A 16191-nucleotide genomic window follows, 5' to 3' on the forward strand; every position below is an offset into this window, starting at 1 on the left:
CGATATGAAAAAGAGATTTTTAAAAGAGTTAGAAAGTTATTTAGCAGCATTAAACAAAGAAGAACGTGATGAAATCCTTCGTTTTTATGAAGAACGATTTCATACAAGTATGGTGTATGAAGGTAAATCAGAAGAAGAAATATTAGATGAACTTGAATCACCAAGACAAATTGCAAGAAATGTATTAGAAGAATACGGGTATTCTACTCGTATTAAACAAGCACCTACAGTAGATACTCCAAAATATGAAAAAAATATTAAAAACAATGACGATTTATCAGTTTGGCGTGTTGTTTGGCTAGTCCTATTTGATGTTTTATTATTAAGTGCAATCATCGGAATGTTATTTGGACTATTCTTCGGATTAGGTGGCGGATTAATTGGCTTTATGTTTGCGACTTTGATTTATCCATTAACTGAAGGTGGTTATGAAAGTATTTACTTATTCTTACTTGCTATTGGAGTAAGTTACCTATGGTTCTTATTATTACTATGGATTTACGATTTAATTGTAGGATTCTTTACATGGTTAGTAAGATGGCATCTAGATGTACTTAAATTCAAAAAAGCAAGTTCTGTAACAAAGACAATGAAAAAGTTCCAATTTTCAGGCTATTTCAAACGTAATCCTGCTTTAAGAAGACTGAAAAGTTTAGTTAGTTTTATGGTAGTTATCATGATTATATTTAGTGGATTTATGGTTGTAACTACAACGGGTGGATTTAACTTTGATCGCTATAATCAAAATAGAGTAGAAGTTGAAGAATTAGTAGACTTAACTGAAACAATTAATGATGAATCACCTTGGCGTATTAAAACAGATATTGATCATGGTGCAGTAAAAATTATTAGAACAAATTCAGCTATCATCAGAATTCATGGTGAACAATTAGAAGACTATCCTTATGAAATAAGTATTGATGAATCAGGTAAGGTAATTGAAGTCCTAAATCAATTACCTCAAACAAGGTTCAGTTTCAGCTTATTGTTTGCATTTATTGGAGAAACACCGCTAATTACTATTGAAATTCCAAATGACTTAATCATTGAAAGCATTGACATGAAAGGGACAAATGGTTATCTAGATGTTAATGGATTTGATGTAGATTCACTAACTACAAGAACCACAAATGGTCTCATTCGTTTAACTAATGTGAATGTGGTAGGAACAATCGATATAATGAGTACAAACGGTGAATTTAGATTTGTTAATGTTACTGCGAGCACCATTTTAGCAGAAACAACAAACGGACGTATTATATTTGAAGATGTAGAAGCGTTAAACTATACATTAAAATCTACAAACGGTGAAATTCGTTTGACTAGATTAAATGTCACTAGTAAAAATGGCTTAGCATTAAATGCAACTACAACCAATGGGCGCGTTGATTTAAGTGAGGTATATGTTAAAGATGTTACGTTAAGAACTACCAATGGAAATATCAATTACAACAACACAGATTTAACATTTGTTCTAGATCGTTTAAGTACTTCGACAACCAACGGAAGCGTGAATTCAAACGTTCCTAAAAATTAAGCGTTTAACCCTATTAATCATTTAAAAACATGATATAATATAACCCGACCGACCATTCGGTCGGGTTTTTATTATATGAGGTGAGACGATGAAATCAATTATTCAATTTTCTGTTGAAAAAGCTATTACCATTTTTATGATTGTATTTGCAGTATCTATTTTTGGACTTGTGTCATTCACAAGATTAACAACGGATTTATTTCCGAACGTTAATATACCCTTTGCCGTTGTTATAACGACTTATCCAGGTGCAACACCTGAAGAGGTTGAAGGACAAGTATCAATACCACTAGAAAATGTTTTTCAAACAACAACAAATATAAAACAAGTTACATCAATGTCTAGTGAAAATGTATCAATGATTATATTAGAATTTAATGCCTCTGCCAATATGGATTCAGCGGTAATTGAGTTACGTGAAAACATGAACTTAGTTCTAGATTCTTTACCAGATGGCGCAAGTAATCCAATTATTATTCGGTTAAATCCGGATTTACTTCCGATAATGACCTTTAGTGTAACTTATGAAGGAAAAGACTTACAAGAATTAACTAACTGGGTTAATGAAGAGTTAAGACCGCAATTAGAACGTGTACCTGGTGTAGCTAGTTTATCAATTAGTGGTGGATATGATTCTGAAATTAGAATAATTTTAGATCAAGATGCTATTGATGATTATAATGCACTTATTCCAGCTGAAATTGATTTTAAAATCGATAAAGCTTTTATTCAAAACATACTAACCGCCCAAAACTTTGCCTTTCCAGCGGGATTTGTGACCGTAGATGGGATTAATTATCTTGTTCGTGTTGGTGATGGAATTTCAAGTTTAGAAGAAATTCAAAATCTTGTTTTATTTGATCTTGGTTTTCCAGGGTCACAGTTAAGACTAAGTGATGTTGCAGAAATTACATTTGCACCAGCAAATGAACAAACCTATTCAAAAGTAAATGGTGAGAATGCACTAACTATAACCATTCAAAAAAATAGTGAGTTTGCAACTACAGATGTAACTAATGCTGTAAATCAGGCGATTAATAGTATTGTTGGTGATGATGAAGCAATTAATATAACAATGCTTTTAGATCAAGGAGAATATATTAATCAATCTACCGGTAGTGTGGTTAATAACATTATTATTGGTGGGTCATTAGCCATAATTATACTACTTGTATTCTTAAGAAGTTTTAGAGTAACCTTTATTGTCGGTGTGGCTATTCCGATTAGTTTACTATTTGCGATTGTACTTATCTATCTTTCAGGGATTACACTTAACTTAGTTTCTTTAGGTGGATTAGCTCTTGGAATAGGGATGTTAGTAGATAATAGTATTGTCGTAATGGAGAATATTTTTAGGCTCAAAAAGCAAGGAGCATCAAACAAAGAAGCAGCACTTACAGGAACGTATCAAGTTGCTGGTGCTATTACAGCTAGTACATTAACAACCATTGGCGTCTTCTTACCAGTTATGTTCATTGAAGACTTTATTAGAGAGATTTTTTATCAACTTGCACTGACTGTTTCATTTAGTTTAATTGCATCGTTATTTATTGCACTAACATTAGTACCATCAATTGCAAGTAAAGTATTAAATGAAAATGAAGTAGAAGTTAAAAAAGATAAAGCTACTTTGTTAGATAAAATTAAGAATGTTTATGAAATCATACTATTAAAATTTTTAAAATTTAAACTTATTGCACTTGTTGCAGTATTAGGTTTATTTGTAGGCTCAATATATCTAGCTACTAGTAGAGGATTTGAGTTCTTCCCGTCTAGTGATGAAGGTACAATTAGTGTGTCAATTCAAATGGACCCAGAAAGTCCATTAAACTTTACAGAATTTGTTGAAACACTCGATAGATTATACTTAGATTTAAGTACTTATGATGACATTGAAACCATTGGAATATCTTTAGGTGGTGGTGGGTTTGGCTTTGGCCAAACTTCAACCGATAGAGCAAATGTTAGTATTGTATTAAAATCAGATAGAGTCTTGGGAACCGATGAAGTCAGTGATGAAATCATTCAGTTATTAGAAAATGATTATCCTGAGCTAGTATTTGAAGTTAGCGGCACACAAGGCGATATTTCAGCACTGACTGGGTCTGGGATTCAAGTATTATTAAAAGGACCAGAACTAACGACTTTAAGAGAAGAAGCCACTGAAATTGCAAACATTTTATCATCTGTACCAGGCTTAAGAGATATTGACCCTGGATTCGGTAGAGAATCAAGAGAAATTAAAATCACAGTTGATAAAGATGAAGCAATTAAACACGCTATTACGGTTGGACAAGTCTTGGGTGTTGTTGCAGAATATCTATCAGGCCCTCAACGAGTCGCAACCGTAAGAATTGATTCAAATAGTTATCATGTTTACATTTATGAAGAAGGTGACACACCACGTGTGGATATTCCCGATATTGATGTCATTAGAAATCTTATTGTAGGAACAACTTTAGATCCAAATAACCCTCAACCAGTGTTATTAAGTGAAGTTGCATCTGTTGTTACACAACCTGGGTTTGCAACCATTAGACGTATTGATGGTTCTAGAGCGATCACAATTAACGCTGAAATTGAAAGAGGATTTAATGCTACTTTAGTTGCACAAGATGTAGAAGCTGCAATTGCAGCTTATAACGCACCTAGTGGCTATGATTATCAAATATTAGGTGAAAGTGAAGAAACACTTTCTGCATTAAATACCCTTATATTAGCTGGTGGTTTAGCTATATTAATTGTTTATATGATTATGTCTAGTCAGTTCCAATCTTTAACGTATCCGTTTATTATCATGATTACGATACCATTAGCCTTTACAGGTGGATTTATGATTTTATATCTATTTGGTATGCCGGTCAGCATTGTCGCTGTGATTGGTCTTATTATCTTAAGTGGTGTCGTTGTAAATAATGGAATTGTGCTAGTGGATTATATTAATCAATTACGTGAATCAGGACTAGAATTAACTGAGGCTATAGTAGAGGCAGGAAAAGTTAGATTACGTCCAATATTTATGACAGCACTAACTACCATATTAGCTCTACTAGGAATTGCGATTGGTATTGGAGAAGGCTCAGAACTTATTCAACCGATTGGGTTAACGGCCATTGGAGGATTAATCTATGCAACCTTCCTAACAGTATTTATCGTACCTATAATGTATTTTATTGTTACTAAACATGGTCGATATATATTTGGTGGATTATTCGCATTTATAGCACTTGCAACGGCAATCATTTATGCGGTGTTCTTCTCACAAGCAATCTTTTCAATCATAGCTAGTATCGCATTTGTTGGAATTATTTTACTCACTATTTTCTACCCTAAAACTCAAAACCAAGCAACAATAAATCAAAGTTTTGATAAGACCATAGAAGAGGTATTAAAATAATGACTGCTAAAAAAGAAGTTATTTTATACAAAGTCTTAGACTTTCTATCAAAAGAATCGGACCAACAACTCACTTTATCTAACATTGCAAATGCGCTGGATATGGGTAAAAGCACCTTATATGAATATTTTTCGAGTAAAGATGAAATGATTAAAGAAGCAATTTTATTACTTATTGAAGATAACAAAAATTATTTGCTTAATACAAATGATATTGAGGGAACCTCTTTTAAGGAAGCCTTTCATATACACATGAACAAATCATTTCATTTGGCTAAAAAAAACCAAATGATGCAAAATATTGCAGATAGTGTGGATTATGTTTCAATCCCCAAAAATATGAAAGAAGAAATCATGTGCAAAGTACAAGAAATGTACGGTGTATCGAAATCATTTTTCTTATCGATTATTCAAAAAGGTGTTGATGAAGGTATTATTACTCAAAGTCAACAGAATGTACGTGCTATGACCATCGAATCATTGTTTTTGGGAAGCTTTCTTACGGTATCTAACACTAAGAGGCCTTTTGATGAGTCTGAATTTATTGAAGACTTATACAATAGTTTATTAATATTACTTAATAATTAAAAAGGGTGCCTAATGGCAACCCTTTTTTACTGCGTAGTAATGAGCAGTTTGCTTTTGATAATAAGCGCAGTGATAAGTACTTTCATCTTCAAATAATACAGTATGTTTATAAAGTTTATCAATCGGAATTCCATAGGTATTAAGTAATTTTTCAAAACAATAGGCTTTAGCCTCTTTATCTAAGACTAAATCGAAATAACACTTTGGTTTTACTTTAGCACGCAAAAGATAAGTGATCTTTAATTGAATTAGTACGGATTCATTTATGCCTTCATTTTGTAAGAATCGACTTAACACATGATAAATCTGATCGATTTGGTAACGAACGAATGGCACGTTATTTGTTTTCATATAGATATATAATTGATAAAAAAAGTCGAAGGGTGAAAAATGTTCTTTAATTATTTCAAATAATAAGTCGTTAAAAAAGCCTTTATTATGAAAAATGTTTAGTGTTTTTTCAACCTGTTTAATTATTTCTTTATCACGGGCACTTAAAACATCGTTTGACTTGATTTCATAGGGTGCATCATTATCATAAAGATAGCCATACAAAGCGGCCTGATTTCTTATTTTAGTACCCCTTAACATCTTTAAAAACCCTAGCTGTAATTCTTTTGCACCAAGTAAGTAAACCGTATTAAATGTATTTTTAAATGAGATTAAATCTTCTTTTGGTAAACCAGCTATTAAATCAAGGTGTAAATCAATTACATCTTGATCCTGGATTTTATTTATATTAGAAAAGAGTATTTCATTATTTTGGAACCGATCAACAAGTAAGTTTGTTTCTTCATTGGTTGACTGAATTCCAATTTCAAACCTAAATAAGCCTTTTGGTGCATGACTATGGATATAGTCTATTACTTTTGGATTTAGAACATCCCCAGTAATTTCAAACTGAAAGACGGTCCCTTCTATATGGTTTTTAATAATAAAATCAAGGATAGGGATAATATGCTTGCTTGCATTAAATGTTCTATCTAAAAACTTAAATGTTTTGGCCCCATTTTTAAGTAAATATAATATATCTCTTTTAACAGTTTCGATATCAAAAAAGCGCACCTTTTTTTCTAAAGATGATAAACAATAACTACACTTATAAGGACAGCCCCTACTGGTTTCAATATAGGCGATTTTATTTTTAATATGTGGAATATCTTCAGTAAAGTAATAGGGGCTATTCAAAGAAGATAAGTCCGCTATCTCTTTGATAGGATTATTAATAAATTCATTGTTCTCATAAGTAGAAACATTGTTTATTGTTTTAAGAGATGAGTTCAATTTTAGTGAAGTCAATATATCATTTATGATATGTTCACCTTCACCTTTTACAACGACATCAGCTTTAGTAGTATCTAAAAAATAAAGAGGATCATAACTAACTTCAGGACCACCTAAAACAACTTTTATATTAGTAGATTCTTTTATTAATTTAGTTAGATTAGTTACCATATCTACGTTCCAGATGTAAGTACTAAAACCAACAATAGAAGGATTTAATTCTTTAATAGATGTGTATATAGTATCAATGGAATCCTTAATTGTAAAATCCAATATATCAATATCAAAAAGACTATTTGCTTTTAACAAGCGAACAGCATTATTAGTATGGATATATTTAGCGTTTATCGCAATAAATAAAGCATCCATTTTTTCACATCCTTTAGCAGTATAATTGTATCACAAAGTACGTGTATATGTTAAAATTAAATCGGTGGTGATTCCATGAAAACATTTAAGTTGCATACAGAGTATGAACCAAAAGGTGACCAAAAAGCAGCGATTAAAAAAATTGTTGAAAACATTCAAAATGGTGAAAAAGAGCAAGTTTTACTTGGAGCAACTGGGACAGGTAAAACCTTTACTATGAGTAATGTCATTGAAGGTATTAATAAACCTATTTTGGTACTTGCACATAATAAAACTCTAGCAGGACAACTCTATTCTGAATTTAAAGAGTTTTTTCCTGAAAATAGAGTTGAATATTTTATTTCTTATTATGATTATTATCAACCTGAGGCCTATGTACCAAGTAGAGATTTATATATTGAAAAAGACTCTTCAATCAACGATGAAATTGATGAAATGCGCCATAGCGCTACCGCGTCACTTCTTGAAAGAAAAGATGTTATTGTTGTAGCAAGTGTTTCATGTATTTATGGGATTGGAGACCCTGAAGATTATAAAAACGCCACCTTAACCTTAAGACAAGGGGATAAATTTGACCGTGATGTATTATTAAATAAACTAGTTGATATGCTTTTTACACGTAATCAAATTGATTTTGGAAGAGGGACCTTTAGAGTAAAAGGAGATATTGTTGAAATATTACCAACCTACCAAAAGGATCAAGCCATAAGAATCGAATTTTTTGATGATGAAATCGAACGAATTCGCTCTTTTGATATCGTTACGGGAGAAATTATCCAAGAGTATTCTGTCATTACCCTTTTTCCTGCAACGCAGTTTGTTACAAACAAAGATAAAATTGAAACAGCAATCAAACGTATAGAAGACGAGTTAAGCGAACGCCTTGAATATTTTAAAGAAAACGGTCAAATTGTTGAGGCCGAAAGATTAAAACAACGTACTAATTATGATGTAGAACTATTAAAAGAGATCGGAAGTTGTAAAGGTGTAGAAAACTATTCAAGGCATTTATCATTAAGAAATGCCGGTGAGACCCCTTCAACTTTAATGGATTTTTTTGGGAATGATTATTTACTTATTGTGGATGAATCACATGTGACATTACCGCAAGTAAGAGGCATGTTTAACGGAGATAAAGCGCGTAAGCAAACACTAGTTGATTATGGATTCCGTTTACCTAGTGCATTAGATAATAGACCTTTAAACTTTGATGAATTTAAAGAAAAAATTCAACAAGTAGTCTATGTTAGCGCAACACCGGGTGATTATGAGATGGCGCAAACCCCACACATTGTTGAACAAATTATAAGACCAACTGGCCTACTTGACCCGGTAGTTCAAATTAGACCTAAAGAAAACCAAATTGATGATATCGTCACCGAAATATATAAACGTAATCAAAAGAATCAACGTACATTAATTACAACACTTACTATAAAAATGAGTGAAGATTTAACTAGTTACTTAAAAGAGTTAGGCATAAAAGTTGCTTACTTACATTCAGAGATAAAATCACTTGAACGTATTGAGATTATTAGAGACTTACGTTTAGGTGTTTATGATGTGTTAGTTGGAATCAATCTTTTACGAGAAGGTCTAGATTTACCAGAAGTTTCTTTTATTGCTATACTTGATGCAGATAAGGAAGGCTTTTTACGCTCTGCACGTAGTTTAATTCAAACTATTGGTCGAGCAGCTAGAAACAGTGAAGGACTTGTTGCACTCTATGCAGATAAAATTACTGATTCAATGCAAATAGCCATTGATGAAACGAATAGACGTAGAACGATCCAACAAGCCCACAATGAAAAATTCAACATTACGCCTACGACTATCCAAAAATCAATTAGAGATTCTATACGTGTTAAGTTAGAAGCTGTCGATGATAAAGAAGCACGAAAACTATCTGAAATGAGCAGGCAAGAAAAAGAAGATTTAATTGATGATTTAACTAAAGATATGCGTAAGGCTGCACGAGATTTAGATTTTGAAAAAGCCGCAGAACTACGCGATATAATACTAGAACTAAGAGCTTCCGTTTAGGAAGCTTTTTTATTATGACAAATGCGTCATAAGTGTACATTGACATTTAGTGACACGACTGTCATAATTTAAGTAAAGGAGGATGGTTATGCCAAAAGAAACCTTTAACAATTTAAAAAATGAAAAAAAAGAACGAATTAAAAAAGGACTTATTGATGTTTTTGGAAGCCTAGGTTATGATCAAACAACCGTTTCAACAATCATTAAAGCATGTGATATTCCTCGTGGGAGCTTTTACCAATATTTTGAAGATAAGTATGACGCATTCTATTATATTATTTTGGAAATTCAAAGTGAAAAAATGAAATATCTAGAGCTACTTACATCCAAAATAGGTCAAATACCTTTCCTAGATTTGTATGTAGACTTATTCGATCAAGGTATTGAATTTGCATTTAAGCATCCTGATGCGTTCAAAATCGGACAAATTTTATATAAATCACATAGTTACGAAATGGAACGATTATGGGCTTCATTTGAAGATTTAGCGATGAATTATTATTGCGAACTATTAAAGATAGATCAAAAAGCAGGGAATATCCGAAAAGATGTAAATATTGAAATGGTCGCACGTATTTTGTATAGGTTAAACTCAGTTGATATTGTTGAAGAATTTATTAAAGGAAAAGACAAAGAAGCACTACTTAAAATAGCAGTAGATTCAGTTAAAATTTTAAAAGACGGAATAAAGGAGTTAAATAATGAAAAAGAAAGTATTTGAAGTAAAGGATTTAAGATTTAAGTACAGCAAAAGCAACGTAGAAGCAGTAAAAGGAATTAGCTTTGATGTTTTAGAAGGAGAAATATTTGGATTACTAGGCCCAAGTGGTGCAGGTAAAAGCACGACACAAAAAATTATGACTAAATTATTTAAAAACTATGAAGGTCAAATTTTATATTTAGGTGAAGATTTAAAATCTTATAATAATAGTTATTATGAAGATTTGGGGGTTGGATTTGAGCTCCCTGTACATTTTTCTAAGTTAACAGGTTATGAGAATATGAAATTCTTTAGCCAACTTTATCAAAAACAACACGATATCGATGAATTATTAAAAGCAGTAGGTCTTTATGAAGATAAAGATCGCATGGTTGCAGAATATAGTAAAGGCATGAAAATGCGTCTTAATTTTGTAAGAGCCTTACTTAATGATCCTAAAGTATTATTCTTAGATGAAGTAACTAATGGATTAGACCCTAAAAATGCACGAATTATCAAAGACTTAATCCGTGAATTCAAGCAAAAAGGTGGTACGGTATTTTTAACAACCCATTTAATGAATGATGTTGAAGAGTTATGTGATAAAGTGGCATTTATTAGACACGGTGAAATTGTAGAAATATCAACACCTAGAGAGTTAAAAATTAAACACGGCACCAGAGAAGTTAGGGTAGAATACTATAATAATGGCCAAACAAAACTAGAAGTGTTTGAACTTGATCAAATTGGTGAAAACACATCATTCTTAGCACTCCTTAAAAACAAAACCATTGAGACTATTCATAGCGGTGAAACAACACTAGATGACATATTTATTAAAGTTACTGGAGAAACCGTAAATGAATAATTTCTTACTATTATTTAAAGGAGAAATGCTGAGATTAGTTAAGTACAAGATTTTACAGATTAGTTTTGCAGTAACCGTTTTATGGGTATTAGTTATATATTTAATAGGTAAAGAAAACGCAGCTACATTTATTCCTGTATTTATCTTTACAGATGCAGCACTGATGACGGTTTTATTAGTTGGGGCTAGTTTGTTCTATGAACGCCAAGAGAATACGTTAAAAACCTTAATGATAACCCCATCAGGTTATCACGCAATCTTATTAAGTAAGATCGTAAGTGCGATTTATTTAGCCCTACAAAGTACAGTACTCATTGCACTATTTTCATATTTTGTGTTCGGAGTAGAAATTAAACTATTATTACTATTTATCTTTATCGCGCTCATTGCTTTTGTTCATACTGCAATTGGATATACATTCACAATCTATTCAAGGGATTTTAATGGACTTATCGCCAGTGTTGGTGGGTATATGATAGTATTCGCGATACCGAGTATATTTTCTGCATTTGGTATTATACCTGATAGTTGGGATTTCATATTACTCATATCACCTACCCATGTATCGCTTAAGTTAATTGAATATACATTTAATGGAGATGTTGCGTTATGGGTAATTATTGGGGGAATTATTTATCTACTTGGATTAACAGTTGTTTTGTTAAAATATATTGTTGCGCCAAAATACGCTGAAATGGCGGTGAGAGAATAATGCGTAAATATATAAAGATGCTATCGTTTGAGTTTAAAAACATTTCAAGAGATAAAATTACAGTCGTAATGTTAGTTTATCCGTTGCTTGTTATTGCGATGGGTGCTTATATTATGCCATTATTGTTAACTGAGTTTGGTGGAGATACACCTGGTACACAAATTGCAGGGCTTGTCATGATAATTATATTTGCTGCACTTGGCCCATTTATAACAGCGGCTTTACTAGGATTTAATTTACTTGATAACCGAGATGATAACACGTTAGACACGATTAGAGTCACACCGATATCACTAAAAGGTTATATAACATTTAAAGCAGTTTATGCCTATATATTAAGTGTAAATGCATCATTTTGGATTATATTTGCTACTAAACATTTGAGTGGGGATGCTTATACATTCATGGGTGTTGATTTATTTAAAGATTTTACTTTAGGACTTATTATAGTTTATTCGTTTATTGCTGGGTTATTCACGCCGTTATTTGGGTTATTCCTTTCTGCGGTAGCAAAAAACAAAATTGAGGGTTTTGCGTATATGAAAACCTCTGGTATGATCGCTTTACTTCCAGCACTTGTTGTTATTAATACCATGCAAGATTGGAAGCAATACTTCTTAGGGTTAACACCAATATTTTGGCCAGTTAAAGGGTTAATGACTGGAGCTTCCTTACTAGATCATAGTCACAATTTACCTACATGGGGCTATTTTATCATTGGAGTCATTTATATGGGTGTGTTAATTGTTACTGCATACAAAGTATTTGAACGTAAGATTCAAAATTAAAGCAACTCATTCCTGAGTTGCTTTTTCTTTGCGTATTTTTCTTAACTGATAACTTGTATAAAAAACTACAATAAATACAGCGCTCCAATTTATGAAAACAATGCCCCACCATACACCATAAATACCCCAACCAAGCAATGTTCCTAATGTATAAAAAATTACAATTGGGAAGATTTGTCTATATAAACCTAAGTAAATAGCAAAGCCTGGTTTTTTGATACCTTGTAAAACCGAAATGCTAATATTGATAAAGACATAAGTTGTAAAAGCGAGTGTTTCTATACGTAAATAAGTTGTCCCAGCAGATACCACCGACGGATTACTATCAAATAAACTAATAAGATAAGGGGCAAACGGGAAAATAATAACTGCCCCTATAAGCATTATCGTAACACCGTATAGCGTTGTTTTTTTACGAGCTTCATCAATACGATCAAACTGATTCGCCCCAAAATTTTGTCCAACTATACTAAGTGCTGCGACATTTAATCCAATGGTTGGGATTAAAGCTAACTGTTCGATTCTTAAAGACACCCCATAAGCCGCTACGGTTTCAGACCCTCCATATAATAAAACAAAGTAGTTAATTATGAAAATGCCAATAGCAATCGTTGCAGTACTCATTGTAGAAGGAATTCCTTGTTTTAATATATCCATTATAGTCAAAAGCTTAACTTTGACTTTTTTTAAACGACTAAAATCAAACTCACTTGATCTTATTATATAATAGCCTAAATATAACACACCACCTGCTTGTACGATAATCGTCGCAATTGCGATACCAATGACACCAAACGACGGAACAATCCAAAATCCAAATATGAGTAAAGGATTTAAAACAATATTCGCAAAGAATCCAAAGATTAAGTAGTTTCTAAAAGGTTTTGAGTTCCCTTGCGCATAGAGCAACCCATTTAATATAAAGTTAAACATAAAGAATATAAACCCATTTAAAATCATACTTGTATAATTGACGCCTATAGATAAACTATCGCCTTCTGCACCTGTCAAACTAAATAGAAACCCCGTAATAGAACGACTGAAAAATGCAATAAAGATACTAATTAAGACCGCCATCCCTAAAGCATGAGTTAACAGTTGGTGGAATTCATTTTTATCTTTTTTACCTAGTGCAATAGAAGTTAATGCACTCGTTGCATTACCAATACCTGAGGAAATAGATAATACTAAAAAGAAAATCGGGAACGACAAAGCTAAACCTGCTAAAGCATCAGTCCCTACTCTACCAGCATAAATACTATCTACAACATTAAACAAAGTGTTGAATAAAAAACCGATTGCAGCAGGGGCTGCAATAGCTTTGATATGATCACTTATTGACCCTTTTGTTAAATCGCTCGATACAAACGCACGTTGACTCATACCTATCACATCTTTCAATTTAGGAACATATCTTTATTATAAACCGCACAATTTAAAGCACAACTAAATATGCACATCTAAAATATTCGGAATAAAAGTAATGTACCAACTAAATAAAATTAATTAAATTAACTATAAAATTAATTAAATTAAAAAAAAAATTAAAAAAATTAATTTTAGTGTTGACATTCATAAAAACATGGTTTAAAATGAGGTTGTAATTAAGAAAATTAACCAACAAATTAATTATTCTTATAAATAACTTAATTAAATCAATTAAAAAAGGAGGAAAAACACATGAATGAAATGTTTGGAACATTATTTAATCAATTTGTACAATCTGAAAAAGAATCATTACGTAAAGAAGAAAAACAAAATTTAAGAAAATAATCAACACTATATACTTCGTGTTTGATTGGAAAGGAGTATTTATGTCTAAAGTTTATTACGGTTACTTTTCAAACGGATTTATCCAAGCCGCACCAGTGGCATTAAAACAAGATCAAACACAGCCATCTAAAAAATCAAAAAGATATTAACATTTAGCGGTGGCTGTGAATAGGAGGGAAATTATGAAAAAAACCAACCCCTTAAAAAGACTGCCTGTAGATAATAAAAGAAATACTTATACTGCTAAATGTCTTACTTTAATGATTAATCGTTAATTAAAAATAATAAAAGGAGCGATTACTGATGGAAAATGTATATCAAATGATTGTTAATCATATAGGATATAAAAACACACTAGAAGTAACACTTAAAAAACAAGAACAAGAAGTTACACACAAACCATCTTATTGTAAATAAAAAATATAAAATATAAAGGAGAAATTACAATGAACAACAAGCGTGAGAAACTAGATATTTTAGATTTACTAGACAAAAAAGAAATTACATTAGAAGAAGCACAAAAACGATTAGAAGCATTAAAAGAAGCAGAAAAGGAAGCGGCATCACCTGCTAAGTTAGGTCAATCTAGCAAAAAATCAATCAAAATTCAAGTAAATAGTTCTGATGGGGATATCGTAAATATTCAAGTACCTGTTAATTTCGCAAGACTTATCTTAAAAGGCGGAAAGAAAATGAATTTTAATACTAAACTTAATGAATTTGATATTGATTTTGAAGAAGTATTTAATATGATTGATCAAGGTGAATTAGGAGAACTAATTAATATCGAAAGTGCAGATGGGGACACTGTAAGAATCGCAGTAGAATAAGAAACCAATTAATTTGGTTTCTTTTTTTATAACTCACCTGGCGTTTAGTTGTAAAATCGTTTTTATGGTATAATGAAGTATACTTATTTTTTTTGGAGGCATTATGAAATCGATTCGTGAATTATACAAAATCGGACGTGGCCCTTCTAGCTCACATACCATGGGTCCGGAAAAAGCGTGCAAGTTGTTTAAAGCGCGTTACGAAGCCGATCACTATCGCGTGATTTTATATGGTTCTTTAAGCTTAACCGGGAAAGGGCATTTGACCGATAAAGTCATCAAAGAAACCTTAGAAAATGTCGATGTGATATTTAGCAGTGAGTTTATTGAAGAACATCCTAATACAATGGATATAATTGGATATAATGGTCAAACTGAAGTTGCACGATCACGTGTTTACAGTATTGGTGGTGGAACTATTCGATTTGAAGGCGACATCTATGAAGAATCGCCTCATGTTTATCCGCATCAAAGTTTTAAAGAAATAAAAACATACTGTGAAAATGAAAACATTCGCTTGTATGAATATGTTGAGCGTTTTGAAGACCAAGATATTTATACTTTTTTAGCGGAAATTTGGGAAGCAATGAAAGCATCAATTGAAAATGGGCTTTCTCAGGTCGGTACATTACCGGGAGATCTTAAAGTAGAAAGAAAAGCCCGACATCTATATGTTAATCCCATGAAAAATGAACCATCAGAAATATATGAAAATCGCATGGTTGCAGCGTTTGCGTTTGCAGTGAATGAAACAAACGCGAGTGGTGGTACAGTTGTTACTGCACCTACTTGTGGGGCAAGCGGAACAGTACCTGCGGTTTTAAAATATATGCAAATCCGACATAAGTTTAAAGATAAAGCAGTACTAAGAGCACTTGCTACTGCGGGTATTATCGGAAATGTAATCAAACACAATGCCTCAATTAGCGGTGCTGAGGCAGGGTGTCAAGCAGAAGTAGGAAGTGCATGTAGCATGGCTGCAGCTGCACATGCAGACTTATTCAAGCTCAAGCTTGACCAAATAGAGTATGCAGCTGAAATTGCATTAGAACATCATTTAGGACTAACTTGTGATCCTGTTTTAGGGTATGTTCAAATCCCTTGTATCGAAAGAAATGCTGTTGCAGCACTTCGTGCTATTGATGCATGTGGGCTTGCTTATTTTTTAAGTGATTCACGTAAAATAGATTTCGATACTGTGGTTGAGACCATGTTTGAAACAGGCAAAGATATGCCACCGAATTACCGTGAAACTAGTTGTGGTGGACTTGCTAAAAAATATAAATTTAATTAGACAAAAGAA

The 16191-nt window shown here is 32.3% G+C and carries 12 protein-coding genes; 10 read left to right on the top strand and 2 right to left on the bottom strand.

Annotated elements, in window-relative coordinates; genetic code table 11:
• From ACHAJD_RS07015 to ACHAJD_RS07025, 3 genes are all read left to right on the top strand, one after another.
• Window positions 1-1537: DUF4097 family beta strand repeat-containing protein (locus ACHAJD_RS07015; RefSeq protein WP_435585148.1), on the top strand; the 1537-nt coding region annotated here is incomplete at its 5' end.
• A gap of 88 nt (window positions 1538-1625) precedes the next feature.
• Window positions 1626-4934 (top strand): efflux RND transporter permease subunit, encoded by a 3309-nt coding sequence (locus ACHAJD_RS07020; protein ID WP_435585149.1) that lies wholly within the window; start codon window positions 1626-1628, stop codon window positions 4932-4934.
• A complete protein-coding gene (locus tag ACHAJD_RS07025) occupies window positions 4934-5521 on the top strand; it encodes a TetR/AcrR family transcriptional regulator (protein ID WP_435585150.1) in 588 nt (195 codons plus the stop codon). Before ACHAJD_RS07020 ends, ACHAJD_RS07025 begins: the two co-directional genes overlap by 1 nt.
• Window positions 5522-5530: 9 nt before the next feature.
• On the opposite strand, the gene ACHAJD_RS07030 is transcribed toward ACHAJD_RS07025, so the two are convergent.
• Window positions 5531-7174 (bottom strand): B12-binding domain-containing radical SAM protein, encoded by a 1644-nt coding sequence (locus tag ACHAJD_RS07030; protein ID WP_435585151.1) that lies wholly within the window; start codon window positions 7172-7174, stop codon window positions 5531-5533.
• Between the two features lie 75 nt (window positions 7175-7249).
• On the opposite strand from ACHAJD_RS07030, the gene uvrB reads away from it, so the two are divergent.
• From uvrB to ACHAJD_RS07055, 5 genes are all read left to right on the top strand, one after another.
• Window positions 7250-9217: an excinuclease ABC subunit UvrB gene (uvrB, locus tag ACHAJD_RS07035; RefSeq protein ID WP_435585152.1), complete on the top strand. Its 1968-nt coding sequence runs from the start codon at window positions 7250-7252 to the stop codon at window positions 9215-9217.
• Window positions 9218-9305: 88 nt separating this feature from the next.
• Window positions 9306-9938, top strand: a complete 633-nt coding sequence (locus ACHAJD_RS07040; RefSeq protein WP_435585153.1) for a TetR/AcrR family transcriptional regulator — start codon at window positions 9306-9308, stop codon at window positions 9936-9938.
• On the top strand, window positions 9919-10785 hold the full coding sequence (locus ACHAJD_RS07045; RefSeq protein ID WP_435585154.1) for an ABC transporter ATP-binding protein: 867 nt from the start codon (window positions 9919-9921) through the stop codon (window positions 10783-10785). The genes ACHAJD_RS07040 and ACHAJD_RS07045 overlap by 20 nt, the downstream gene beginning before the upstream one ends.
• Entirely contained in the window at window positions 10778-11497 is a 720-nt protein-coding gene (locus tag ACHAJD_RS07050) for an ABC transporter permease (RefSeq protein WP_435585155.1), read from the top strand. The genes ACHAJD_RS07045 and ACHAJD_RS07050 overlap by 8 nt, the downstream gene beginning before the upstream one ends.
• A complete protein-coding gene (locus ACHAJD_RS07055; protein ID WP_435585156.1) occupies window positions 11497-12285 on the top strand; it encodes an Rv2686c family ABC transporter permease subunit in 789 nt (262 codons plus the stop codon). The genes ACHAJD_RS07050 and ACHAJD_RS07055 overlap by 1 nt, the downstream gene beginning before the upstream one ends.
• A gap of 6 nt (window positions 12286-12291) precedes the next feature.
• Here the strand turns inward: ACHAJD_RS07055 and ACHAJD_RS07060 are convergent, their stop codons facing one another.
• Window positions 12292-13668: an MATE family efflux transporter gene (locus ACHAJD_RS07060; RefSeq protein ID WP_435585157.1), complete on the bottom strand. Its 1377-nt coding sequence runs from the start codon at window positions 13666-13668 to the stop codon at window positions 12292-12294.
• An 836-nt stretch (window positions 13669-14504) separates the two neighbouring features.
• Between ACHAJD_RS07060 and ACHAJD_RS07065 the strand changes: the two genes are divergently transcribed.
• Window positions 14505-14888, top strand: coding sequence for a hypothetical protein (locus ACHAJD_RS07065; protein WP_435585158.1), 384 nt, complete (start codon window positions 14505-14507; stop codon window positions 14886-14888).
• Between the two features lie 103 nt (window positions 14889-14991).
• Window positions 14992-16182 carry an L-serine ammonia-lyase gene (locus ACHAJD_RS07070; RefSeq protein WP_435585159.1) on the top strand — a complete coding sequence of 397 codons (1191 nt, stop codon included), beginning with the start codon at window positions 14992-14994 and terminating at the stop codon, window positions 16180-16182.
• The last annotated feature ends 9 nt before the right edge of the window (window positions 16183-16191 follow it).

Source organism: Liberiplasma polymorphum, from assembly GCF_043951795.1.
GTDB lineage: Bacteria > Bacillota_I > Bacilli_A > Izemoplasmatales > Izemoplasmataceae > Liberiplasma > Liberiplasma polymorphum.